Genomic DNA, 23,467 nt, shown 5'->3' with positions numbered 1-23,467 from the left:
CTCCCCGGACGGGGGCGGCGCCGTCGTCGTTCCGGCACCGGTCTCCCCCGGCGGCGCCGAGGACACGCTTGCGCAGGCGGCGACGACTGACGGAAGATCCGGCGACGAGACGGCACAGCCGCCCCTGGCCCTGACGATCGGGAGAGCGATGAGCCTGACGACCGCACCGGACGGCGCCCGACCGGAAGATCCGGTGACGGCCGTCCGACGGCTCCTCGCCGATGTCGGCCTGCCCACCGCGACGGTGGTCCCGCTGGACGGTGGCTACTCCAACGACACCTATCTCGTCAGCGGACCCGCCGACGCCGTCCTGCGGGTCGACGGCCACCAGAACGACACGCTCGGCTTGAGCCGCGCCGACGAGGTGTCCGCGATCCGAGCCGCCGCGGCGCGTGGGATCGCGCCGGAGGTCGTCCGCGCCGGCGACGGCTATCTCGTGACGGCCCTCGTCCCGGGCGTCCTGCTCACTCCGGAGCGCTCGCACGACCCCGCGTACATCCGTGAGCTGGCTCGCGTCCTCAGGCAGGTGCACGCCATCGAGGGCGTGGCCCGGGTCTGCGACCCGTTCTGGCTCGTGCGCACCTACCTGGACGGGGCGCGTGGGCTGGGCGTCACCATGCCCGAGGGGTTGGCGGACGTGCTCGAGGAGGTCGACGCGATCGAGGCGCGTGCCCGGGAGCGCGGCGACCGCACCGCGTACTGCCACAACGACTTCTACCGGTTCAACGTCATGGACGACGGCGGCCGGCTGATGGTCCTCGACTGGGAGCTGTCAGGCGTCGGAAACGTCTACTTCGACCTGGCGACCCCGGCGTTCCACGAGTCGTACACGCCCGCTGAGGAGCGCCTCCTGCTCGAGACCTACTTCGGGGAGGACGACGACCGGCACGTGGCGGCCCTGCACGACTTCAAGTACCTCAACATGGTCCGCGAGGTCGGGTGGGGGCTGCTCCACGCGGGGCTCGACGCGGGACGGCCGGGCACGGCGCACGTCAACCACACCCTCGACTATCACGCCACGGCACTGCACTTCCTGGGACGCCTCCGCGCAGGCTTCGTCACTGCCTACGACTCGTGAGGATTCGACCCTGCCGTCTCGAGGCGACAGGCCAGGGCTCGGCGGCGGAGCGTCACAGCCGCGCCCGTTAGGGTCGGTGCCATGACGGTGTCTTTCGAGCGCGAGGTCCTCACCTGGGACATGTTCGGTCGCGCATCCCGCGAGCTCGCCCTGCAGGTGACGGACAGCGGCTGGCTCCCCGACGTCGTCGTCGCGGTCGCCCGCGGCGGGCTCGTGCCCGGCGGCGCGATCGCCTACGCCCTCGGCTCGAAGGGCGTGGGGACGCTCAACGTCGAGTTCTACACGGACATCGGCCGCACCCTCGACGACCCGCGCGTGCTCCCGCCCCTCATGGACACCGCCGACCTCGGCGGGAAGCGGGTGCTCGTGGTCGACGACGTCGCCGACTCCGGGCGGACCCTGCGGCTCGTCCTCGACATGCTCGCGGGCCACGGCGCGGACGTGCGGTCGGCGGTGCTCTACACGAAGCCCCGGTCGATCGTGAAGCCCGAGTACTCGTGGCGCGACACCGACCTGTGGATCACGTTCCCGTGGTCAGCGCTGCCCCCGGTGACGGAGGACCGCGCGGTCTTCTGACGGGACGTCGTCCTGCCTGGTTCCGGGCTCTGGAACGAGCCCGCCGGAAGGGCGGGCGGCCGCGCGCGCCGCCCTTCCGGGGAGAACGGGGGTGGTGTCAGAACTCCCAGTCCTCGTCCTCGGTCGCCACGGCCTTGCCGATGACGTACGAGGAGCCGGAGCCGGAGAAGAAGTCGTGGTTCTCGTCGGCGTTCGGGCTGAGCGCGGCGAGGATCGCCGGGTTGACGTCGGTCTCGTCCTTGGGGAACAGCGCCTCGTAGCCCAGGTTCATGAGCGCCTTGTTGGCGTTGTACCGCAGGAACTTCTTGACGTCCTCGGTGAGCCCGACGCCGTCGTAGAGGTCGGCGGTGTACTGGACCTCGTTCTCGTAGAGCTCGAACAGCAGCTCGTACGTGTAGGCCTTGAGGTCGTCGCGCTCGGCCTCGGTGAGGCGCTCGAGGCCCTTCTGGTACTTGTAGCCGATGTAGTACCCGTGCACCGCCTCGTCGCGGATGATGAGGCGGATCAGGTCGGCCGTGTTGGTGAGTTTCGCGCGGCTCGACCAGTGCATCGGCAGGTAGAAGCCCGAGTAGAACAGGAACGACTCCAGCAGCGTGGAGGCGACCTTGCGCTTGAGCGGCGAGTCGCCCCGGTAGTACTCGAGGACGATCTCGGCCTTGCGCTGCAGGTTGGGGTTCTCCTCCGACCAGCGGAACGCCTCGTCGATCTCCTGCGTCGAGATGAGCGTCGAGAAGATCGAGGAGTACGACTTCGCGTGCACCGACTCCATGAACGCGATGTTCGTGTAGACGGCCTCCTCGTGGGGCGTCAGCGCGTCGGGGATGAGGCTGACTGCCCCCACGGTCCCCTGGATCGTGTCGAGCAGCGTCAGGCCGGTGAACACGCGCGTGGTGAGCTCCTGCTCCTGCGGCGTGAGCGTGTGCCAGCTCTGGATGTCGTTCGACACCGGCACCTTCTCGGGCAGCCAGAAGTTCCCGGTCAACCGCTCCCAGACCTCGAGGTCCTTGTCGTCCTCGAGCCGGTTCCAGTTGATTGCGCTGACGCGGTCGATGAGCTTGAGCTTCCCGGAGGGTGACATCAGCTTCTTCTCTCTCTGTACCCCGGGAAGACCGAGGTGGGCGGATCTACGAACGTGGCGCCGTCGGGCAGGAAGGCGACCTGACAGCCGAGCGGTGCCGCGGGGGACGGTGCGCCGGGTCGTGGCGGGTCTGGCGGGAGGCCGCGAGGAACGAGCGGCCGGATGGAAGACCCGGCGCACCGTCCCCCGCGGCATCGCGGGCCGGGCGGACCCGATTCAGTTGCTCAGAGCATGCACGAGACGCAACCATCCACCTCGGTCCCCTCCAACGCCATCTGGCGGACCCGGATGTAGTAGAGCGTCTTGATGCCCTTCTTCCAGGCGTAGATCTGCGCGCGGTTGACGTCGCGCGTGGTGGCGGTGTCCTTGAAGAACAGCGTCAGCGACAGACCCTGGTCGACGTGCTGCGTGGCGGCCGCGTAGGTGTCGATGATCTTCTCGTAGCCGATCTCGTACGCGTCCTCGTAGTACTCGAGGTTGTCGTTCGTGAGGTACGGCGCCGGGTAGTAGACGCGCCCGAGCTTGCCTTCCTTGCGGATCTCGATCTTCGAGGGCACCGGGTGGATCGACGACGTCGAGTTGTTGATGTACGAGATCGAGCCGGTGGGCGGGACCGCCTGGAGGTTCTGGTTGTAGAGACCGTGCTCCATGACGGACGCCTTGAGGGCGCGCCAGTCGTCCTGGGTGGGGATCCGGACGCCGGCCTCGGTGAAGAGCTCGGCGACGCGCGGCGTCGCAGGCTCCCACACCCGGTCGGTGTACTTGTCGAAGTACGCGCCGCTGGCGTAGGTGGACTTCTCGAAGTTGTAGTACTTCTGGCCGCGCTCGATGGCGAGCTTGTTCGAGGCGGCGATCGCGTGGAACGCGACCGTGTAGAAGTAGATGTTCGTGAAGTCGACGCCTTCCTCGGACCCGTAGTGCACGCGCTCGCGGGCGAGGTAGCCGTGGAGGTTCATCTGCCCGAGGCCGATCGCGTGGCCGAGGTCGTTGGCGCGGCGCACGGACGGCACCGAGTCGATCGCAGTCTGGTCGGCGACGGCGGTGAGGGCACGGATCGCAGTCTCGACGGTCTTCGCGAGGTCCGGCGAGTCCATCGTCTTCGCGATGTTCAGCGACCCGAGGTTGCACGAGATGTCGCGGCCGGTGTGCGCGTAGGAGAGGTCGTCGTTGAACGTCGACGGCGTCGAGACCTGGAGGATCTCCGAGCACAGGTTCGAGTGGGTGACCTTGCCCTCGTTGGGGTTGGCCTTGTTCACCGTGTCCTCGAACATGATGTACGGGTACCCGGACTCGAACTGGAGCTCCGCGAGCGTCTGGAAGAACTGGCGCGCGTTGATCTTGGTCTTCTTGATGCGCGAGTCGTCGACCATCTCGTCGTACTTCTCGGTGACCGAGATGTCGGCGAACGGCTTGCCGTAGATGCGCTCGACGTCGTACGGCGAGAAGAGGTACATGTCCTCGTTCTTGCGCGCGAGCTCGAACGTGATGTCCGGGATGACGACGCCGAGCGAGAGGGTCTTGATGCGGATCTTCTCGTCCGCGTTCTCCCGCTTGGTGTCGAGGAACCGCATGATGTCGGGGTGGTGCGCGTTGAGGTACACCGCGCCCGCGCCCTGGCGCGCGCCGAGCTGGTTCGCGTACGAGAAGGAGTCCTCGAGGAGCTTCATCACGGGGATGACGCCCGACGACTGGTTCTCGATCTTCTTGATGGGCGCACCGTGCTCGCGGATGTTGCTGAGCAGGAGCGCCACGCCGCCGCCGCGCTTGGAGAGCTGCAGCGCGGAGTTGATGCCGCGCGCGATGGACTCCATGTTGTCCTCGATGCGGAGCAGGAAGCACGACACGGGCTCGCCGCGCTGCTTCTTGCCGGCGTTGAGGAACGTCGGGGTCGCGGGCTGGAACCGGCCCGAGATGACCTCCTCGACGATCTCCGTCGCGAGCTGCTCGTCGCCGGCGGCGAGGCTGAGCGCCACCATGCAGACGCGGTCCTCGAAGCGCTCGAGGTAGCGCTTCCCGTCGAACGTCTTGAGCGTGTAGCTCGTGTAGTACTTGAACGCACCGAGGAACGTGTCGAAGCGGAACTTCTTCGAGTACGCGAGCTCGAAGAGCTGCTTCACGAACTCCCGCGAGTACTGCTCGAGGACGTCGGACTCGTAGTAGTCGTTGTCGACCAGGTAGTCGAGCTTCTCGTCCAGGTCGTGGAAGAACACCGTGTTCTGGTTCACGTGCTGCAGGAAGTACTGCCGCGCGGCCTGCCGGTCACGGTCGAACTGGATCTTCCCGTCCGCGCCGTAGAGGTTCAGCATCGCGTTGAGCGCGTGGTAGTCGAGCTCCACGAGCCCAGGTGCCGAGACCTCGCCGGGGGCGGTGGCGAGGCTGGTGCTCACGCCGGGATCTGCTGCTGTCGTTGCCAAAATCGCCCCAATCCGTCGCGGACGCGCATGACGTCCTCGGCTGTCCCAAGCAGTTCGAAGGCATACAGGTACGGGACCTGGCACTTCGTGGAGATGATGTCGCCGGCGATGCAGTAGGCCTCGCCGAAGTTGGTGTTCCCTGCCGCCACGACGCCGCGGATCAGGGAACGGTTGTGCGGGTCGTTGAGGAACTTCACGACCTGCCGCGGCACCGCGCCGCCCTCGTTCCCACCCCCGTAGGTCGGGACCAGGAGCACGTACGGCTCGTCGACCCGCAGGAAGCCCTCGGTGGGCCGCAGCGGGATCCTCCGCACACCCATCCCCAGCTCGGTGAGCCGCAGCTTCTCGACGAAGCGGTGCGTGTTCTCCGAGACGCTGGAGAAGTAGACGAGGTCACCCATGGTGTCCCCCCTGCGACGGCGGTGGATCGGTTGGTGCGGTGCCGCCCGGCGAGCGGCTGCTCGTCAGGCGAGCGTGGCGACCTTCGCGGCGAGCGCGGTGATCTGGTCGGGACGGAAGCCCGACCAGTGCGTGTCGTCGGCCACCACGACGGGCGCCTGGAGGTAGCCGAGCTCACGGACCAGCGCCAGCGCCTCGGGGTCCTCGGTGACGTCGACGACGTCGTACTCGAGGCCCTTCTTGTCGAGCGCGCGCTTGGTCGCCTCGCACTGGACGCACGCCGGCTTGCTGTAGACCGTGATGCTCATCGCTGTCCCCTTCGTGTCTTGGTGGTGCCCGACTGCTGTGGCGAGGTCGGCCGGCGGTTCGCGGTGGGTCGCGTCCCGGCCCCTCGTGGGGTGGCCGGGAGGCCCTCTGACCTCGAACGACGTCGGTGGAACTACGTCTGTGTCATTCGCCGGGGAGTAGGTCTCTCCCTCGGTTCAGAACACTATACCTAGTGGCCGGACGCCGCGCGGGCACTAGATGTCGTGGTCGAACTTCACCCATCGACCGCCGTCACCACCTCTCGACGCCGACCCTGGGGGCCTTCTGACGCCCTCTCTCCAGGGTCCCAGGGGCCACCCACACACCGGGTTGTCCACCGCCCGATCGGCGCGTCTCCGCCCTCGCGACGACGCGTCCACAGGCTGTGCAGGACGACGTTCCACAGGCTGTGAAGGGTCGGCCCGGCGTCCGGTTCGCCCCGGTTGCGCGCCTCGCCCTCGACCTCCTCCCGCCCGGACATAACGGACGAAAGGCCGCTGCGGCGGGCTCGAGAAAGTTGTCACCGACCGGCGTGTCGCGCACGCCCGGCGTGTCGCCGTCCGTGCCGCGGGTGACACGGTCGGGCGCGGACGAGCGCCGTCAGGCGACGGGCTCCCCCGCCCGCACGACGGACTGCACGCCGAGCGCGGCGTCGGTGACCACGAGGTCCGCGCGGCGTCCGGCCTCGAGTGCACCGACGTCCGACCGCCCGAGGACCCCCGCCGGCGTCAGCGACGCGGCACGCACCGCGTCCGCGAGCGGGACACCCGCCGCGACGGTGTGCCTCACGACGTCGAGCAGGTGCGCGGTGCCGCCCGCGATCGCTCCACCCTCGGCGGACCCGTCCGCGAGGCGTGCCACGCCGTCCGCCACGACCACCGCCATGGGACCCAGCTGGTAGGCGCCGTCCGCCATGCCCGCGGCCGCCATGGCGTCCGTGACGAGGGCGACGGCGTCAGCGCCGACCAGCTCGAAGACCGTCGCGACGGTGCCCGGGTCGAGGTGCGTCCCGTCCCCCACGAGCTCGACGACGATCTTGCCGCGCTTCGCCGCCTCCAGGCAGGCGGCGATGGGACCGGGGTCGCGATGGTGCAGAGGCCGCATGCCGTTGAACAGGTGCGTCGCCGTGAGCCGCGGTGACCGGGCGCGTGCGCCGGCGCGCTCGAGGGCGGCAGAGCCGACGGCGATGGCCCCCTCGGTCACGCTCCAGTGCGCGTCGGTGTGCCCGACCGACGGGATCGCGCCGACCTCCACGAGCGTCTCGATCACGCCGCCCGGGTCCTGGACGCCCTCGATCTCGGGCGCGACCGTCATGGTGACGAGGTGGCCGCGCGCCGCCTCGGCGACCGCCCGCACGAGCTTCGGGTCGCCTGCGAGCATGTCGGCGGGGTTCTGGGCGCCGCACCGGTCGGGCGACAGGAACGGGCCCTCGAGGTGGATCCCGGCGAGCTCTCCCGCGTCGGCGAGGTCGGCGAGCATCGCGGTCCGCGCCAGCAGGACGTCGCGCGGGGCCGTCACGAGCGACGCCACGAGGCTGGTCGTGCCGTGCGCCAGGTGCTCGCGCACGGCCACGCGGGCGGTGTCGGCGTCGCCCGCGTCGGGGAAGCTCGCGCCGCCGCCGCCGTGGTCGTGCAGGTCCACGAGCCCGGGCAGCACCGTCGCGCCCGGCACCGGCTCCCCCGCGGCAGCGACGACGGCGCCGTAGCCCGCGGCAGCGGCCTCGGACGCGCGCCCCACCCACGCGATGGTGGTGCCGTCGACGACGACAGCACCGTCGTCGAGGACCTCGCGCGGGAGCACCACCCGGCCGCGGTACGCGCGGGTCGGCGACTGCGGGGCGGTCGAGGCGGGCACGGACGAGGCGGCGTCGGACGTCATGGTCCGATTCTCGCGCATTCGGCAGGACTCCTCACAACTGACCCTGGGCCGGCCGGACCGAGCCCGGGTCGCAGACCGCGCCCCCTCGGGCGTGCGCGGCGAACCTCGCGAAGGAGCCCGCCCGGCGGGGAACCTCGAAAGAGCCGGCCCGGCGGCGAACCTTGCAGAGAAGGCGTCCGGGAGCGGTACCCCGCGAAGCAAGCCGTACGGGGGGCCCACTTCAGCGAGCCCGAAGAGGATCGACGGCGAGACGACAGTCGACGGGTGGGTGCGGGGAGGTGGTGAAGGGCGTCAAGGAGTGCGCACGGCCCCCCGGGCCGAAGCACGACAGCCCGAACCAGCTCGCCGCGCCCACCCGCGCACCCGACCACGCGGGGGGGGTCGCGCTCGGCGAACAGGCTCTCAGAAGAGCCGCGACTCCACGTCGTCGACACCGCGCATCGCGTCGTAGTCCAGGACCAGGCACCGGATGCCCCGGTCGGTCGCGAGCACGCGCGCCTGCGGCTTGATCTCCTGGGCGGCGAACACGCCCTGGACGGGCGCGAGCAGTGGGTCACGGTTGAGCAGCTCGAGGTAGCGGGTCAGCTGTTCGACGCCGTCGATGTCGCCACGGCGCTTGAGCTCGACGGCGACCGAGGCACCCCGCGGGTCCCGGGCGAGGATGTCGACCGGGCCGATCGCCGTCGGGTACTCGCGGCGCACGAGCGTGTGCCCCGCGCCGAGCAGCTCGATCTGCGCCGCCAGGAGCTCCTGGAGGTGTGCCTCGACACCGTCCTTGATCAGCCCGGGGTCGACCCCGAGCTCGTGCGCCGAGTCGTGGTGCACCGCGTGCAGCTCGATCTCCAGGCGGTCGTCGGACTTGTGGTGCTGGACCGTCCACACCTGGGTGACGCCCTGCGCCGCCTGCTCCTCGGACGGCTCGTGGACGAGCAGCGTGCACGGCGGGCTCATCCAGTTGAGCGGCTTGTAGGAGCCGCCGTCCGAGTGGAGCAGCACGCTGCCGTCGGCCTTCACCACCAGCAGGCGGGTCGCGAACGGGAGCTGCGCGGCGAGCCGGCCGCTGTAGCGTGCCGAGCAGTCGGCGACGACGAGACGCACGGAGAGTCCTTCCGGAGGGTTCGACGGCACGGGCGAGGCGCCGCGCGGGACGGGCCGCAGCCGTCGAGCCTAGACGACCACGCCGTAGAAGGTGGGGGGCGCGGCCTCGAGCCACGCCGCGAGGCCGGCGTAGGCGCCGGGGGCCATCGTCAGCTCGAAGGTCACGCCCTCGTGCTCGCAGCGGACGACGACGACGTCGCCCCGCGGGCCGCCCGTGACGAGCGCGCGCGAGACGACGCGCAGGCGGTCGCGCCGCCACGACCGCTTGGGGCGCGGGAAGAGCGACCAGCAGCGCCACCAGTCGACCCGCTCGGCCCGGAACTGGGCGAAGCCCAGCGACACGTGGCTCCCCCGCCGCGTGGTCGTGCGGAACCCGCACTCGAAGGTGCCGGTGCGGCCCGCGAGGGTACGCAGACGAGACGCCCCCAGTCCGATCACTGCGAACGCTGCGACGAGCAGCGCGAGCAGGATCCAGACCAGGGGCGTCACGTCAGGCGGTCCTCAGTGCGCCTCGGCTACCGAGCCGGTGCGCAGGGTGGCGCCGTCGACGACCGCGGTGAGGCGGTTGGAGTCGACCGAGATGAAGCCACCCTCGATGTCGGCCTCGACCGAGCCACCCTCGGCGAGGCGCACCCGGATGGTGCCCGGCTTGAGCACCGACAGGAGCGGCGTGTGCCCTGCGAGCACGCCGATCTCGCCGTCGGCCGCGGGCGCGACCACGAGCCGGGCCTTGCCGGCCCAGATCGTGCGGTCCGTGGTCACGAGGTCCACGTCAAGCTCTGCCACTGCTGCTCCTCAGTCGATGCGATCCGGACGACGTCGTCAGACGCCGTACTCCTTCTGGATGCGGGCCCAGTTGCGCTCGAGGTCCTCGAGGCCACCGATGTTGAAGAAGGCCTGCTCGGCGATGTGGTCGAACTCGCCGGCCGCGATCTTCTGGAACGCCTCGACGGTCTCCGAGAGCGGCACCGTGGAGCCGGGCACGTTCGTGAACTGCTCCGCCATGTACGTGTTCTGGGAGAGGAACTGCTGGATGCGGCGCGCACGCGCGACGATCGTCTTGTCCTCCTCCGAGAGCTCGTCCACACCGAGGATCGCGATGATGTCCTGGAGCTCCTTGTTGCGCTGCAGGATCGACTTGACCTGCGTCGCGACCTCGTAGTGGTCCTTGCCCACGTAGCGCGGGTCGAGGATGCGGCTGGTCGAGGCCAGCGGGTCCACCGCGGGGTACAGGCCGCGCGAGGCGATCTCACGGCTGAGCTCGGTCGTCGCGTCGAGGTGCGCGAACGTCGTCGCCGGCGCCGGGTCGGTGTAGTCGTCGGCCGGCACGTAGATCGCCTGCAGCGAGGTGATCGAGTGACCGCGCGTCGAGGTGATGCGCTCCTGGAGCACACCCATCTCGTCGGCGAGGTTCGGCTGGTAGCCCACCGCGGACGGCATGCGGCCGAGCAGCGTCGACACCTCGGAGCCCGCCTGCGTGAAGCGGAAGATGTTGTCGATGAACAGCAGCACGTCCTGCTTCTGCACGTCGCGGAAGTACTCCGCCATCGTCAGGGCGGACAGCGCGACGCGGAGACGCGTGCCCGGCGGCTCGTCCATCTGGCCGAACACGAGGGCCGTCTGCTTGATGACGCCCGAGTCGGTCATCTCCTCGATGAGGTCGTTGCCCTCACGCGTGCGCTCGCCGACGCCCGCGAACACCGACACACCGTTGTGGTTGTTGGCGACGCGGTAGATCATCTCCTGGATCAGGACGGTCTTGCCGACGCCCGCACCACCGAAGAGGCCGATCTTCCCACCCTGCACGTACGGGGTCAGCAGGTCGATGACCTTGATGCCCGTCTCGAACATGGTGGTCTTCGACTCGAGCTGGTCGAAGGCCGGGGGCTTGCGGTGGATCGGCCAGCGCTCGGTGACCTCGATCTTCTCGCCCGGCTCGGCGTTCAGCACCTCGCCGGTCACGTCGAAGACGTGGCCCTTGGTGACGTCGCCGACGGGCACCGAGATCGGCGCACCCGTGTCGGTGACGACGGCGCCGCGGACGAGGCCGTCGGTCGGCTTGAGCGCGATGGCACGCACGAGCGAGTCGCCGAGGTGCTGCGCGACCTCGAGCTTGAGCGTGAACGACTTCTCGCCCTCGCCCTGCGAGGAGAGGTCGATCTCGACCGTCAGCGCGTTGTAGATGTCGGGGATGGCGTCGACGGGGAACTCGATGTCGACGACGGGGCCGATCACACGCGCGACGCGACCCGTGGCGGGTCCGCTGGCGTGCTCGGCCGTGGCTTCCACGGTGGTGGCGGTCATGATGTCCTCTTCCTCACGACGCAGCGAGTGCGTCGGCGCCCGACACGATCTCGCTGATCTCCTGGGTGATGTCTGCCTGGCGGGCCTGGTTCGCGAGCCGCGTGTACATGCGGATCAGGTCCTCGGCGTTCTCGGTCGCGGTGTGCATCGCCCGCTGACGTGCGGCGAGCTCGGACGCCGCCGCCTGCAGCAGGCAGTTGAAGATCCGGGTGCGCACGTAGCGCGGCAGGATCGCGTCGAGCACCGCCTCGGCGGACGGCGCGAAGTCGTACACCGGCAGGAGCTCGCCTTCCTGGGCCGGCACGACCTCCTCGACGACCTCGAGCGGCAGCAGCCGGATCACGCGCGGCGTCTGCGTGACCATGTTGACGAACTGCGTGTAGACGACGTGCAGCTCGCTGACGCCGCCCTCGTCGGCCGGCGCACGGAACGCGCGCAGGAGCTCGGTCGAGATCTCCTCCGCCGTCTCCGGCGTCGGGGCGTCCGAGCCACCCGTCCACTCGCCCGCGAGCTCGCGGCCGCGGAACGCGTAGTACGACACGGCACGGCGACCCGCGACGTACAGCCGCACGGTCTTGCCCTCGGACTGCAGGTGCTCGATCAGGCGCTCCGTCTCGCGGATCGCGGACGCCGCGTAGGCGCCCGCCATGCCGCGGTCCGACGTCACGATCAGCACGGCCACCGCGTCGGTGTCCGTGCGCGGCGTCGTCAGCGGGTGCGCGACGTGCGCGTGGGTCGCGACCGCGGACACCGCGCGCGTGATCGCGCGGGCGTACGGGGTCGAGTCAGCGACACGGTCGCGCGCCTTGCCGATGCGCGAGGCCGCGATCAGCTCCATCGCCCGGAAGATCTTCTTGAGCGACTGCGTCGACTTGATGCGCGCCTTGTAGACGCGCTGGGAACCTGCCACGGGTCACGCCCTCTTCTGGCGGACGATCTGCTCCTGCTCGACCTCGGGCACCTCGTCCTCGGTGGCCTCGCCGACGAGCGGCGTGCCGTCACCCTTGAGGAACGTCTCGCGGAACGCGTCGACGCCCGCCGCGAGAGACTCCTCGGTGTCCGACTCGAGCTTGCCCGTCCCACCGATGATGCTCAGCACCTCGGTGTGGCGGCGCAGGTAGTCCAGCAGCTCGGACTCGAACCGACGCACGTCCTCGAGCGGGACGTCGTCGAGCTTGCCCTTGGTGCCGGCCCAGATCGACGCGACCTGGTCCTCGACCGGGTACGGCGAGTACTGGCCCTGCTTGAGCAGCTCGGTGAGGCGGGCGCCCCGGGTGAGCTGCGCGCGGGAGGCCGCGTCGAGGTCGGACGCGAACATCGCGAACGCCTCGAGCGAGCGGTACTGCGCCAGGTCGAGCTTCAGCGTGCCGGAGACCTTCTTCATGGCCTTGACCTGGGCCGAGCCACCGACGCGCGACACCGAGATGCCGACGTCGACCGCGGGGCGCTGGTCGGCGTTGAAGAGGTCCGACTGCAGGAAGATCTGGCCGTCGGTGATGGAGATGACGTTGGTCGGGATGTACGCCGACACGTCGTTCGCCTTCGTCTCGATGACCGGGAGACCCGTCATCGAGCCCGCGCCCAGCTCGTCCGACAGCTTCGCGCAACGCTCGAGCAGACGGGAGTGCAGGTAGAAGACGTCGCCCGGGTAGGCCTCGCGGCCCGGCGGACGGCGCAGGAGCAGCGACACGGCACGGTAGGCCTCGGCCTGCTTCGACAGGTCGTCGAAGATGATGAGGACGTGCTTGCCGCCGTACATCCAGTGCTGGCCGATGGCCGAGCCGGTGTAGGGCGCCAGGTACTTGAAGCCGGCCGGGTCGGACGCGGGTGCCGCGACGATGGTCGTGTACTCGAGCGCGCCGGCCTCCTCGAGGGCGCCGCGCACGCCGGCGATCGTCGAGCCCTTCTGGCCGATCGCGACGTAGATGCAGCGGACCTGCTTCTCGGGGTCGCCCGAGTCCCAGTTCGCCTTCTGGTTGATGATCGTGTCGATCGCGATCGCGGTCTTGCCGGTCTGGCGGTCGCCGATGATCAGCTGGCGCTGGCCGCGCCCGATCGGGATCATCGCGTCGATCGCCTTGAGGCCGGTCTGGAGCGGCTCGTGGACGCTCTTGCGGTCCATGACGCCCGGCGCCTGGAGCTCGAGCGCGCGGCGCCCCTCCGTGGCGATCTCACCGAGGCCGTCGATCGGCTGGCCCAGCGGGTCGACCACGCGGCCGAGGTACCCGTCGCCGACGGCGACCGAGAGCACCTCGCCGGTCCGGCGGACCTCCTGGCCCTCCTCGATACCGGTGAACTCGCCGAGGACGACCACGCCGATCTCGCGCACGTCGAGGTTCAGCGCGAGACCGAGGGTCCCGTCCTCGAAGCGCAGGAGCTCGTTCGCCATGGCGCCGGGCAGGCCCTCGACCTGCGCGATGCCGTCCGCGGCGAGGGTCACACGGCCGACCTCTTCGGCGACCGCGTTCTCGGGCTCGTAGGACTTCACGAAGCTGTCCAGCGCGGCCCGGATCTCGTCGGGCCGGATCGTCAGCTCAGCCATGGGTTCTTCTCCTGTCGTGACCGCACGGGCTGTGCGGCCTGAGTTCTGTCGGGGCGCCGTGAGGCGGTGGGCACCCGGGTCAGCTCACGAGCCGCCGACGGGCGTCGGCGAGGCGCGAGAGCATGGTCGAGTCGATGACGTCGGCGCCGACCTGGACCCGCAGCCCCCCGAGGACCGCGGTGTCGACCGTGACGTTGAGCTGGACGGGGCGGCCGTACGCGCGCTCGAGGATCCCGGCGAGCCGGTCGAGCTGAGCGGGCGTGAGGTCGACGGCCGACGTCACGCCTGCGACGAGACGACGGCGACGCTCGGCCGCGATGTCCGAGTAGGCCAGCAGGTTGGGCACGAACCGGCGGTGCCGCAGGTTCGTCGTGGCCCGGCGCGCGAGCAGCAGGGTCACGTCGTCGACCTTGCCCGCGAAGAGCGAGTCGACGAGCGTGATCCGGTTCTCCACGGTCGCCTGCGGGTCGGACAGCGCGGTCCGCAGCTCGCGCTGGCCGGAGAGCAGCCGCGTGATGCGGAACAGCTCGTCCTCGACCGTCACGAGCGCCTCGCGGGCCTGGGCCGACGCGAGCACCGCCTCGAGGGCGATGTGCTCGACCGCGTGGCCGAGGTCGAGCTCCTGCGTCCAGCGCGCCGCCACGAGGGTCTCCGCGAGGTCGCGGACCCGCTCGTCGAACGCACCGAGGAGCTGGCGCACCACGGTGGCCTTCGCCTGGGCCGGGAGCGACGGGTCGGTGAGCGTGCGGCGCAGGCTCCCCGATCCGTCGAGCGCGTCGGACAGCGCGAAGAGCTGCTCACCGAGCGTCCTCGCGTCCGCGCCAGCGGCCACGAGCACGGGCTCGAAGCTCTCCTGGGCGCTCGCGAGCGAGGCGCCCGACTCGCCGCGCATGACGGCGTTCGTGGTGCTCGTCGCGTCCGTGGTCATCGCGCTTCCCCACCTGTCGTCGTCGCCTCGGCCTCGACCGCGGCGGCGCCGTTCTCGAGGTCGTCGAGGAAGCGGTCGACCACGCGGGACTGGCGCGCGCTGTCGGCGAGCGACTCGCCCACGATGCGCGACGCGAGCTCGGTGGCGAGCTGACCGACGTCGTTGCGCAGCGACACCGACGCGGCCTGACGCTCCGCCTCGATCTGCCGCTGGGCGGCGTCGACGATGCGCTCAGCGTCGGTCGACGCCTTGCGGCGCAGGTCGTCCACGATGGCGGAACCCTCGGCGCGCGCCTCCTCGCGGATGGTCGCGGCCTCGGTACGGGCCTCCTGCAGCTGCTGGTGGTACTGCGCCAGCAGGGCGTCGGCCTCTTCCTGGGACTTCTCGGCCTTCTCGAGGCCGCCCTGGATCTTCTCCGCACGCTCGTCGAGCACGGCCTGGAACTTGGGCAGGACGTACTTGATGAAGACGAACCCGATCACCAGGACGATGACCAACGACCAGATGATGTCGTAGGTCTCGGGCAGGAGCGGGTTCTGGTCGGAACCGGTGTCCTCGGCGGCGAGCGCGAGGCCGCTGGCGGCGGAGGACAGCTGCGCGCCGATCACTTCAAGAAGAACGGCGTCACGATGCCGAGGAGCGCGAGCACCTCGATGAACGCCAGGCCGATGAAGGTGAACGAACGCAGCTGGCCGGCCATCTCGGGCTGGCGCGCCATGCCCTCGATCGTCTTGCCGAACAGGATGCCGAGGCCGATGCCCGGGCCGATCGCGGCGAGGCCGTACCCGACCGTCGAGAGGCTACCGGTGACGTCGGCGAGAGTCGTCGTGTCCACTGGTTCTGGTTCCTTTCGTCAGCGCGCCAGGCGGCGCGTCGAGTGGTGCGCGACGGCCCGTCCGTCGGCCCGTCGTTGTGTCTGGCGAGCCGTCAGTGCTCGGACTCGATCGACATGTTGATGTACACGGCGGCGAGGATCGCGAAGACGTACGCCTGCAGGCAGGCGACGAAGACCTCGAGGAGGAAGGCCGCGAAGCCGCCGACGAACGTCACGAGTCCGAACGCCTTGAGCGCAGGGGTCGCTGAGAACAGCAGGTACTGCGTCGCCGCGAAGCAGAGAGCGATCAGCAGGTGCCCCGAGATCATGTTCGCGAGGAGTCGGATGACCAGCGTCGCGGGACGGATCAGGAAGACCTGGAGGAACTCGAGCGGCGTCAGCAGGATGTAGATGGGCCACGGGGTGCCGGGCGGGAACAGGTTGTTCTTGAGGAACCCGCCCACGCCGAACTTCTTGACGCCCGCGCCGATGTACATGCCGTAGACCCAGAGGGCGAAGACGAGCGGCAGACCGATGACGCCCGTGCCGGCGATGTTGAGGAAGGGGATGACGCCCGTGAGGTTGAAGAAGAGGATCCCGCAGAAGATCGTCGTGATGACGGGGACGTACTTCTTGCCCTCCTTCTCGCCGAGGATCTCGTAGACGATCTGGCGGCGGGCGAAGTCGAGGACGAACTCGACACCGGCCTGGAAGCGGCTCGGGACCAGCTTGGCGCGCTTGGCGGCGATCACGAAGACCAGGAGGAGCGCGGCGAGCGCCACGAACCGGACCAGCATGATCCGGTTGATCTCGAACGCGGTCCCGTCGAAGAGGAAGCCGTTCGGGAAGAAGTCGTCCAGGCTCGGGGCATGGAAGTCGTCCGCGGCGAGGGTAGGCGTCGTCGCAAGGAAGGACAAAGCATGCTCCCGGTTGGTCGTGCGGTCCGGACATGAGTGCGGCCGACCCCGGTACGCCCGCCTCCGATGGAGGGATCAGCGCTCACGGGATGGCACGACGTCGGACCTAGGCCGTCATGGATTCGGGCATCATCCTAACCCATGCTGTGCCCCGGTCATGACGGGAACCTCACCAATTCCGGCCGTCCGCGGAGGGGTGTGAGCCACCCCACAAGGCCTCTCCGCGGAGCCTGCCGAACCCTTTGCCGGAAGGCAAACTCACTGCGGTTCGACGTACGGGATCCGGGCCCGCTGGTAGTTGATCGTGTCGAGCGCGACCGAGCCGAAGACGCCCACCAGGACCACCACGAGGAAGACCGGCTTGGAGTAGAAGTCCTGCCCCTGGAGCGCCACCAGCGCGACCACGAGGACGACCATCTTCGCGAGCCACGAGCCCGCCACGATGCCCAGCATCGCCGCCGGCGAGCTGTGCGACGACCGCCACATCGACCACACGGTCGTCCCCGAGAAGACCAGCGCCACGGCGGCGCCCAGGAGCGCTCCCCAGACCCCCTTCGTGCCGGCGAAGATCGCGCCGACGACGACGCCGACCACGGTCACCGCCGCCAGGAAGACCAGGACGTCGCGGAGCGCGCGCCGGAACAGCGCCGTCGCCGCCTCCGAGCTCACGACCTTGCGCACGGGCTTCGGTGCGGGGGTCTCGTCGGGACGGCTCATCGGATACCTCCGGGGGTGGTGCGGCGTGCACGGGCGCGCCCGCGCAGCGGGCCGAGGGTCAGGACCAGGGCGAGGGCGACGGCGACGACCAGGCCGACGGCGACCTCGCGTGCGGGCCACACCGCGAGCGCGGCGGCGCCGAACGCGAAGACCGCGGTCCACAGGTACATGATGACGACCGCGCGCTGGTGCGAGTGGCCCAGCGCGAGGAGCCGGTGGTGCATGTGCAGACGGTCGGGGTGGAACGGCGACTTGCCGGCTGCGAGACGGCGGACCACCGCCATCGTCATGTCGAGCAGCGGCAGCAGGATCACCGCGAGCGGCAGGAGGATCGGGATGAAGGCGGGGAGCTGCTGGCCCACCGAGACCTTCTCCGGGTCGATCTGCCCGGTCACGATGATCGCCGCCGACGCGAGCACGAGCCCGAGCAGCATCGACCCCGAGTCGCCCATGAAGATCCGGGCCGGATGCATGTTGTACGGCAGGAAGCCCAGACAGACACCGACCAGTCCCGCGAGCACGACGGTCGCACGGTTGGAGTAGTCGCCGGGGTTCTGGGCCTGCGTGAGCAGGTACGTGTAGAGGAAGAACGCGGTCCCGCCGATCGCGATCATCCCCGCGGCCAGCCCGTCGAGCCCGTCGACGAAGTTCACGGCGTTCATCGCGACGACGATGACGATGACCGTCGCGAAGAGACTGAGGCGCGCCGACGCGATCGTCACGCCGCCGATCGGCACCGTGATGAGCTGGACGCCCCGCCAGGCGACGAAGCCGGCGGCGAGCACCTGCCCCACCAGCTTCGTGAGCCAGTCGAGGTCCCAGATGTCGTCCGCCATGCCGAGCGCGCAGACCATGCCCGCGGCGATGACGATGGCCCAGAGCTCCTGGCCGCCCGGCCCTGCGAACGTCGACCGCAGGAACGGGGTGCCCGACGCGAACGTCACGGCGACCGCGAGCCCGCACCACATCGCCAGGCCGCCGAGACGCGGCGTCGGGATGGTGTGGACGTCCCGGTCGCGGACCGCGGTGATCGCGCCGGTGCGCAGGGCGACCCAGTGCGCGAGCGGGACCGTCAGGAGCGTGACCGCGAGGGCGACGAGCAGGACGAGCAGGTAGACCCTCACGCGCCCGGGGCCTCCACCCCGCCCGCATCGCCGTCCGCGTCGGCGGGCTCGTCGACGCCGAGCACGCCCGGCACGACGGCGCGCAGCGCCTCGAGCGTGAGCGCGCCCTGGCGCACGACGCGCGGCCGGGGCCCGGTCGCGTCGACGATCGTCGACGCGACGCCGCCGGGCGCGCGGCCTCCGTCGAGGTAGAGCGCGACGGAGTCGCCGAGCTGGTCGCGGGCCTCCTGCGCCGTCATCGCCGCGGGGTTGCCCGTCCGGTTGGCGCTCGAGACCGCGAGCGGCCCGGTGCGCCGCAGCAGCGCGAGCGCCGCGGGGTGGTCGGGCATGCGGAGCGCGACGGTGCCGTGCGTCTCCCCCAGGTCCCACATGAGCGACGGCTGCGCCGCGAGGATGATCGTGAAGCCGCCGGGCCAGAACGCCTCGACGAGCGCGCGCGCGTCGTCGGACACGTCCGTCGCCAGGCCGTCGAGAGTGCGCACGTCGGGCACGAGGACCGGCGGGGGCATCTGTCGGCCGCGGCCCTTGGCGGCGAGCAGCGCGGCGACGGCCTCGGGGCTGAACGCGTCGGCGCCGATCCCGTAGACGGTGTCGGTCGGCAGGACGAGCAGGCTGCCCCTGCCCACGACGTTGACCGCCTCGTCGATCCCGGGGCCCCGCGAGGCCTCGTCGCTGACGTCCATGAGGGTGCTCGAGGTCACGGTGCTCAGTCTCCCACGTCGACGACGGTGGCCGTGCGCAGGTTCGCCGGATTCGTCCCGGTCCCCCGGCGCGCGACGACGGCCCGCGGGCGCCCGGTCAGGTCGTCCACGGTACGCACGTCCACGAGCACGCCCGTCGCCTCGGCGAGAGCGCGCACGGCCGCCGACTGGACCTCGGCGTGCTCCATCACGAACAGGCCGCCCGGGGCCAGCAGGCGTGCCGCCGCGCGCACGACGGCCCCCGGGACGGCCAGCCCGTCGGCCCCTCCCCCGTACAGCGCGAGGTCGGGATCGTGGTCGCGCACCTCGGGCTCGCGCGGGACGGCGTCGGGCGGGATGTACGGCGGGTTCGAGACGAGCACGTCGACCGTGCCGTCGAGCTCGGCGAGGAGCGCCGGGTCCTGGACGTCGCCGAGGATCGTGCGCTGCGTCCCGGAGCCGACCGCCGCCGCGTTGGCCGCGGTCGCGCGGACCGCGGCCTCGGACGCGTCGACCGCGACGACCCGCGACCCGGGCACCTCGACGTCGACGCTGATCGCGATGACGCCCGAGCCGCAGCACAGGTCGACGACGAGCGGGCCGGGCACGTCCGCCCCCGCGCGCTCGGCGACCAGATGGGCCGCCTCGTCGACCGCGAGCTGAGCCACGACCTCGGTCTCGGGGCGCGGCACGAACACGTCGTCGACGACCCGCACCGTGACGTGCCGGAACACCGCGTGCTCGACGATGCGCTGCAGGGGCTCGCGCGACCTTCGCCGCTCGACGACCTCGGCCAGCTCCGCGAGGAAGCGCGGGGCGTCGTCGTCAGGCACGACCGGGCCGGTGGCCGGCAGCCGCACCCACTCCAGGCGCGGGAGGCCCAGGCACCACGCGACGAGCGCCTCGGCGTCGTACCGCGGCGACGGCACTCCCGCGTCCTCGAGCAGGCCCGCGACCTGCGTGACGAGCCGGCGCAGCCCCGCCGCCGACAGGTCGACCGCGCCCTGCTCAGGCATCCGACGCCCCACCGGCCGCGGCGAGGCGCGCGGCCTCGTCGGCGTCGACCGCCGACCGCACCACCGGGTCCAGGTCGCCGTCGAGCACGTGGTCCAGGTTGTACGCCTTGTAGCCGGTCCGGTGGTCCGCGATCCGGTTCTCCGGGAAGTTGTACGTCCGGATCCGCTCCGAACGGTCCACGGTGCGCACCTGCGACCGGCGGATGTCCGCGGCCGCCGCAGCCGCCTCCTCCTGCTGCGCCGCCAGCAGGCGCGCCCGCAGCACGCGCATCGCCTGCTCGCGGTTCTGCAGCTGCGACTTCTCGTTCTGCATCGACACCACGATGCCCGTCGGCAGGTGCGTGATCCGCACCGCCGAGTCGGTCGTGTTGACGGACTGGCCGCCCGGACCCGACGACCGGAACACGTCGATCCGCAGGTCGTTCGCGTCGATCTCGACCTCGCCCGGGTCGTCGACCTCCGGGAACACGAGCACGCCCGCCGCGGACGTGTGGATCCTGCCCTGCGACTCCGTCACCGGCACGCGCTGGACGCGGTGCACACCGCCCTCGTACTTGAGGCTCGCCCAGACGCCGTCCGCGGGGTCCGACGGGACGCCGCGCGACTTCACGGCGACCTGCACGTCCTTGTAGCCGCCCAGGTCCGACGGCGTCGCCTCCAGGACCTCCGTCTTCCAGCCCCGGCGCTCGGCGAACCGCAGGTACATGCGCAGCAGGTCCCCCGCGAACAGGGCCGACTCCTCGCCGCCCTCGCCCGCCTTGACCTCGAGGATCACGTCGCGGGCGTCGTCCGGGTCGCGCGGGACCAGGACGCGCCGCAGCCGCTCCGACGCGGCGTCCTCCGCCTCGCGGAGTGCCGGCAGCTCGGCCGCCAGCTCCTCGTCGTCGGCCGCCAGCTCGGCCGCCGCGGCGGCGTCCTCCGACGCCGCCCGCCACGCCCGGTACGCGCCCACCACCTGGTTCAGCTCCGCGTACCGGCGGCCCAGCCGGCGCGCCCGCGACGCGTCGGCGTGCACCGACGGGTCCGCGAGCTGTCGCTCGATCTCCGCGTGCTCCGAGAGCAACGGTTCGACGGCCTCGAACGGACCGGTCGGATCAGGCACGGCGTGCTCCTCGCTCGGACGGTGGACCTCCGGCGCGGACGCCCGCCGGAAGGGTGCGGACAAAGCAACAGCGCCGGCGGCGCAGGCGCCCGACTGTCCCTGGAGAGATTGTCGGACGCCGCGCCGCCGGCGCTGCGAAGTCGCTACTTGCCGGCGTTGCGCTTGCCGTAGCGGGCCTCGAACCGGGCCACGCGGCCACCGGTGTCGAGGATCTTCTGCTTGCCCGTGTAGAACGGGTGGCACGCGTTGCAGACGTCGGCGTGGATCTCGCCGGACTCCGACGTGCTGCGGGTGGTGAACGTGTTGCCGCAGGTGCAGGTCACCTGGGTCACGACGTACTCGGGGTGGATCTCAGCCTTCACGATTCTCCTTGGTCGTCTTCCCCCGGGTCGGAGCGCGAGGTGTCGCGCGACCGTGAACCGGAGGCCAGCCAACGGATCATTCTGCCAGATCGTCTCACTCGGGCCCAAACCCGCGCGTCGCCTGCGACGTCGCCGACTACGCCGACTACGCCGACTACGCCGACGGTGACGCTGCGTCCGCCGACGGTGACGCCGAGCACGGGCAGATGCGCCGACCCGCCCTTCGGCGCGCGCGATCCCGTGCTCCGCACGAGCGGAGCGCACAACCTCGTGCTCGACGCAGTCCCCCGCCGAACATGCGCTCCGCCACCGTTCGACGGCTGAGCGTGTGCGCCAACACATGGTCGGCCCGGTGCTGGGTGCGCAACCTCATGGTCGGCGGCGCGAGTGGTGCGCGTCGTGACGATCCCACGGCTCCGGTGCTCGACGACGCCACGGCCCCGCGGCCTGAGGCGTGCGGACGGCGAGCCCCCGGCTGAGTGGGCGGGGGCGGGGAGGTGTCGAAGGACGTCAAAGAGTGCGCACGGCCCCCAGGGCCGAAGCACGACAGTCCGAGACACCTCACCGCACCCACCCGCGAACCCGACCACCGCCCACGTCACCACCGGCGAACCCAACGTCACCACCGGCGAACCCAACGTCACCACCGGCGAACCCAACGTCACCGTCGGCGAACCCAACGTCACCGTCGGCGAACGGAACGTCACCGTCGGCGCACGCAACGTCACCCTCGGCGTTCGTAGGATGGGAGCGATGAGCACCACGCCCCGCACCCGCGCCCACGACGACGCCCGCCAGCCCGGGACCGACCACGTCACCGACCCGGGGCGCACGGCCGGCGAGGGGGTTCCCTCCCTGGCCGTCGGGCTGCTCATCGACGACTCGCTCGACCGCCCCGACGGCGTGCAGCAGTACGTCCTGACGCTCGGCGCGTGGCTCACCGCGCGCGGGCATACCGTGCACTACCTCACGGCGTCGAGCGAGCGCACCGACCTGGAGAACCTCCACGTCGTCGGGCGCACGGTGAACGTCCGGTTCAACGGCAACCGGCTCGGGACGCCGCGACCGGTCCCGCGGGCCGAGGCCCGGGACCTGGTCGAACGGCTCGACCTCGACGTGCTGCACGTGCAGATGCCGTACAGCCCCTTCCTCGCCGGCCGCGTGATCGACGCGGCCACCCGGAGCGCCGTCCGCCGGACCGCCGTCGTCGGGACGTTCCATATCTACCCGCAGTCGCGGCTCGTCTCCGCGGGCACGCGCGTGCTCGGGGCCCTCGAGCGCAAGCGGCTCGCCCGCTTCGACGCGGTGCTCGCGGTGTCGGAGGCGGCGCAGGAGTTCGCGCACGACGCGTTCGGCCTCGACCCCCGGGTCGTCGGCAACCCCGTCGACACCGCGCGGTTCGTGCCCCCGCCGGACGCGCCGCTCGTGCCGCACCGCCCGGCCGACGCCGTCCCGCACGTCGCGTTCCTCGGCCGGCTGGTCGACCGCAAGGGGCCGCGCGAGCTGGTCCAGGCGCTGGTCCGCCTGCACGACGACGTCCCAGGCCTCGCGTGGCGCGCGACCGTCGCGGGCCGCGGGCCGTTGCTCGAGGACCTGCGCGCCATCGCCCGCCGTGCCGGGATCGCCGACCGGGTCGCGTTCCCGGGCTTCCTCGCCGAGGAGGACAAGGCCACGTTCCTGCAGGACGCCGACGTCATCGCCCTCCCGTCGACCGGTGGCGAGAGCTTCGGCATCTCGGTCGTCGAGGCGCTCGCCGCGTCGCGCGGCGTCGTCCTCGCGGGCGACAACCCCGGCTACCGGACGGTCATGCGCGGCCTCGAGGACCAGCTCGTGGTCCCCCACGACACCGCCGAGCTCGCCGGGACCCTGGCCACCTGGCTCACGGACCTCGACGACGACGTCACCCGCGAGCAGACCGTCGCCCGCCAGCGCGCCGCGGCCGCGCGGTTCGACGTCGCGGTCATCGGGGCGCAGGTCGAGGAGACCTACCGCGCCGCGGTCGACGCGGCCACCCGCTGACCCGGGCGCCTCGCCCCACCGGCCGGCCCGGCGCACCGGCCTCACGGACGACGACCGCCCCCCCCCGCGGGCCCCGGGGGGGCCGCGGCGGGGGCGGGGGCGGCCCGTGGTGGGG

Annotated in this window: 24 protein-coding genes; 3 read left to right on the top strand and 21 right to left on the bottom strand. The window is 71.1% G+C overall.

The features are described 5' to 3' along the window. Window positions 1-148 precede the first annotated feature (148 nt). Together ACFT5B_RS05945 and ACFT5B_RS05940 are read left to right on the top strand one after the other, a co-directional pair. Window positions 149-1,078, top strand: a complete 930-nt coding sequence (locus tag ACFT5B_RS05945) for a phosphotransferase (RefSeq protein WP_386797060.1) — start codon at window positions 149-151, stop codon at window positions 1,076-1,078. A gap of 81 nt (window positions 1,079-1,159) precedes the next feature. Beyond that, window positions 1,160-1,654 carry a phosphoribosyltransferase gene (locus tag ACFT5B_RS05940; RefSeq protein ID WP_386797059.1) on the top strand — a complete coding sequence of 165 codons (495 nt, stop codon included), beginning with the start codon at window positions 1,160-1,162 and terminating at the stop codon, window positions 1,652-1,654. A gap of 97 nt (window positions 1,655-1,751) precedes the next feature. Here the strand turns inward: ACFT5B_RS05940 and nrdF are convergent, their stop codons facing one another. The 21 genes from nrdF to rpmE form a co-directional block, all read right to left on the bottom strand. After that, the gene (gene nrdF / locus ACFT5B_RS05935; protein ID WP_386797058.1) at window positions 1,752-2,732 is read right to left on the bottom strand and encodes a class 1b ribonucleoside-diphosphate reductase subunit beta; all 981 of its coding nucleotides are present in this window, start codon (window positions 2,730-2,732) and stop codon (window positions 1,752-1,754) included. Between the two features lie 224 nt (window positions 2,733-2,956). Further along, window positions 2,957-5,119, bottom strand: a complete 2,163-nt coding sequence (gene nrdE, locus ACFT5B_RS05930) for a class 1b ribonucleoside-diphosphate reductase subunit alpha (protein ID WP_386797057.1) — start codon at window positions 5,117-5,119, stop codon at window positions 2,957-2,959. Beyond that, window positions 5,116-5,547: a class Ib ribonucleoside-diphosphate reductase assembly flavoprotein NrdI gene (gene nrdI / locus ACFT5B_RS05925; RefSeq protein WP_386797056.1), complete on the bottom strand. Its 432-nt coding sequence runs from the start codon at window positions 5,545-5,547 to the stop codon at window positions 5,116-5,118. The genes nrdE and nrdI overlap by 4 nt, the downstream gene beginning before the upstream one ends. 63 nt (window positions 5,548-5,610) lie before the next feature. Next, complete coding sequence (gene nrdH, locus ACFT5B_RS05920; RefSeq protein WP_386797055.1) at window positions 5,611-5,853, bottom strand: glutaredoxin-like protein NrdH; 243 nt, start codon at window positions 5,851-5,853, stop codon at window positions 5,611-5,613. A 598-nt stretch (window positions 5,854-6,451) separates the two neighbouring features. Further along, the gene (locus ACFT5B_RS05915; protein ID WP_386797054.1) at window positions 6,452-7,729 is read right to left on the bottom strand and encodes an N-acetylglucosamine-6-phosphate deacetylase; all 1,278 of its coding nucleotides are present in this window, start codon (window positions 7,727-7,729) and stop codon (window positions 6,452-6,454) included. 402 nt (window positions 7,730-8,131) lie between these two features. Further along, the gene (gene nucS / locus ACFT5B_RS05910; RefSeq protein WP_386797053.1) at window positions 8,132-8,827 is read right to left on the bottom strand and encodes an endonuclease NucS; all 696 of its coding nucleotides are present in this window, start codon (window positions 8,825-8,827) and stop codon (window positions 8,132-8,134) included. A 69-nt stretch (window positions 8,828-8,896) separates the two neighbouring features. Further along, a complete protein-coding gene (locus ACFT5B_RS05905) occupies window positions 8,897-9,316 on the bottom strand; it encodes a DUF2550 domain-containing protein (protein ID WP_386797052.1) in 420 nt (139 codons plus the stop codon). Window positions 9,317-9,328: 12 nt separating this feature from the next. After that, a complete protein-coding gene (locus ACFT5B_RS05900) occupies window positions 9,329-9,613 on the bottom strand; it encodes a F0F1 ATP synthase subunit epsilon (RefSeq protein ID WP_036946527.1) in 285 nt (94 codons plus the stop codon). Window positions 9,614-9,649: 36 nt separating this feature from the next. Next, complete coding sequence (atpD, locus tag ACFT5B_RS05895; RefSeq protein ID WP_386797051.1) at window positions 9,650-11,131, bottom strand: F0F1 ATP synthase subunit beta; 1,482 nt, start codon at window positions 11,129-11,131, stop codon at window positions 9,650-9,652. 13 nt (window positions 11,132-11,144) lie between these two features. Then, window positions 11,145-12,041: a F0F1 ATP synthase subunit gamma gene (locus ACFT5B_RS05890; RefSeq protein WP_386797050.1), complete on the bottom strand. Its 897-nt coding sequence runs from the start codon at window positions 12,039-12,041 to the stop codon at window positions 11,145-11,147. A 3-nt stretch (window positions 12,042-12,044) separates the two neighbouring features. Next, window positions 12,045-13,673, bottom strand: a complete 1,629-nt coding sequence (atpA, locus tag ACFT5B_RS05885) for a F0F1 ATP synthase subunit alpha (RefSeq protein WP_386797049.1) — start codon at window positions 13,671-13,673, stop codon at window positions 12,045-12,047. Window positions 13,674-13,752: 79 nt separating this feature from the next. Then, window positions 13,753-14,601 (bottom strand): F0F1 ATP synthase subunit delta, encoded by an 849-nt coding sequence (locus ACFT5B_RS05880; protein ID WP_386797048.1) that lies wholly within the window; start codon window positions 14,599-14,601, stop codon window positions 13,753-13,755. Continuing rightward, on the bottom strand, window positions 14,598-15,206 hold the full coding sequence (locus ACFT5B_RS05875) for a F0F1 ATP synthase subunit B (protein WP_386797128.1): 609 nt from the start codon (window positions 15,204-15,206) through the stop codon (window positions 14,598-14,600). Before ACFT5B_RS05875 ends, ACFT5B_RS05880 begins: the two co-directional genes overlap by 4 nt. Continuing rightward, window positions 15,206-15,436, bottom strand: a complete 231-nt coding sequence (gene atpE, locus ACFT5B_RS05870; RefSeq protein ID WP_036946540.1) for an ATP synthase F0 subunit C — start codon at window positions 15,434-15,436, stop codon at window positions 15,206-15,208. The genes ACFT5B_RS05875 and atpE overlap by 1 nt, the downstream gene beginning before the upstream one ends. A gap of 92 nt (window positions 15,437-15,528) precedes the next feature. Next, window positions 15,529-16,332 (bottom strand): F0F1 ATP synthase subunit A, encoded by an 804-nt coding sequence (gene atpB / locus ACFT5B_RS05865; protein WP_386797047.1) that lies wholly within the window; start codon window positions 16,330-16,332, stop codon window positions 15,529-15,531. Window positions 16,333-16,590: 258 nt separating this feature from the next. Next, window positions 16,591-17,049, bottom strand: coding sequence for a hypothetical protein (locus ACFT5B_RS05860; RefSeq protein ID WP_386797046.1), 459 nt, complete (start codon window positions 17,047-17,049; stop codon window positions 16,591-16,593). Further along, window positions 17,046-18,173, bottom strand: a complete 1,128-nt coding sequence (locus ACFT5B_RS05855; protein ID WP_386797045.1) for an MraY family glycosyltransferase — start codon at window positions 18,171-18,173, stop codon at window positions 17,046-17,048. Before ACFT5B_RS05855 ends, ACFT5B_RS05860 begins: the two co-directional genes overlap by 4 nt. Then, window positions 18,170-18,856, bottom strand: a complete 687-nt coding sequence (locus ACFT5B_RS05850; RefSeq protein WP_386797127.1) for an L-threonylcarbamoyladenylate synthase — start codon at window positions 18,854-18,856, stop codon at window positions 18,170-18,172. The genes ACFT5B_RS05855 and ACFT5B_RS05850 overlap by 4 nt, the downstream gene beginning before the upstream one ends. 23 nt (window positions 18,857-18,879) lie before the next feature. After that, window positions 18,880-19,869 carry a N5-glutamine methyltransferase family protein gene (locus tag ACFT5B_RS05845; RefSeq protein WP_386797044.1) on the bottom strand — a complete coding sequence of 330 codons (990 nt, stop codon included), beginning with the start codon at window positions 19,867-19,869 and terminating at the stop codon, window positions 18,880-18,882. Further along, window positions 19,862-20,971: a peptide chain release factor 1 gene (gene prfA / locus ACFT5B_RS05840; protein ID WP_386797043.1), complete on the bottom strand. Its 1,110-nt coding sequence runs from the start codon at window positions 20,969-20,971 to the stop codon at window positions 19,862-19,864. Before prfA ends, ACFT5B_RS05845 begins: the two co-directional genes overlap by 8 nt. A gap of 143 nt (window positions 20,972-21,114) precedes the next feature. Then, window positions 21,115-21,333, bottom strand: a complete 219-nt coding sequence (gene rpmE, locus ACFT5B_RS05835) for a 50S ribosomal protein L31 (RefSeq protein WP_386797042.1) — start codon at window positions 21,331-21,333, stop codon at window positions 21,115-21,117. Window positions 21,334-22,086: 753 nt separating this feature from the next. On the opposite strand from rpmE, the gene ACFT5B_RS05830 reads away from it, so the two are divergent. Beyond that, a complete protein-coding gene (locus ACFT5B_RS05830; protein WP_386797041.1) occupies window positions 22,087-23,352 on the top strand; it encodes a glycosyltransferase family 4 protein in 1,266 nt (421 codons plus the stop codon). The last annotated feature ends 115 nt before the right edge of the window (window positions 23,353-23,467 follow it).

This window comes from Luteimicrobium sp. NPDC057192, from assembly GCF_042670205.1.
In the GTDB taxonomy this organism is placed as follows: Bacteria; Actinomycetota; Actinomycetes; order Actinomycetales; family Cellulomonadaceae; genus Luteimicrobium.
This window is presented reverse-complemented; position numbering and strand designations above follow the sequence as displayed.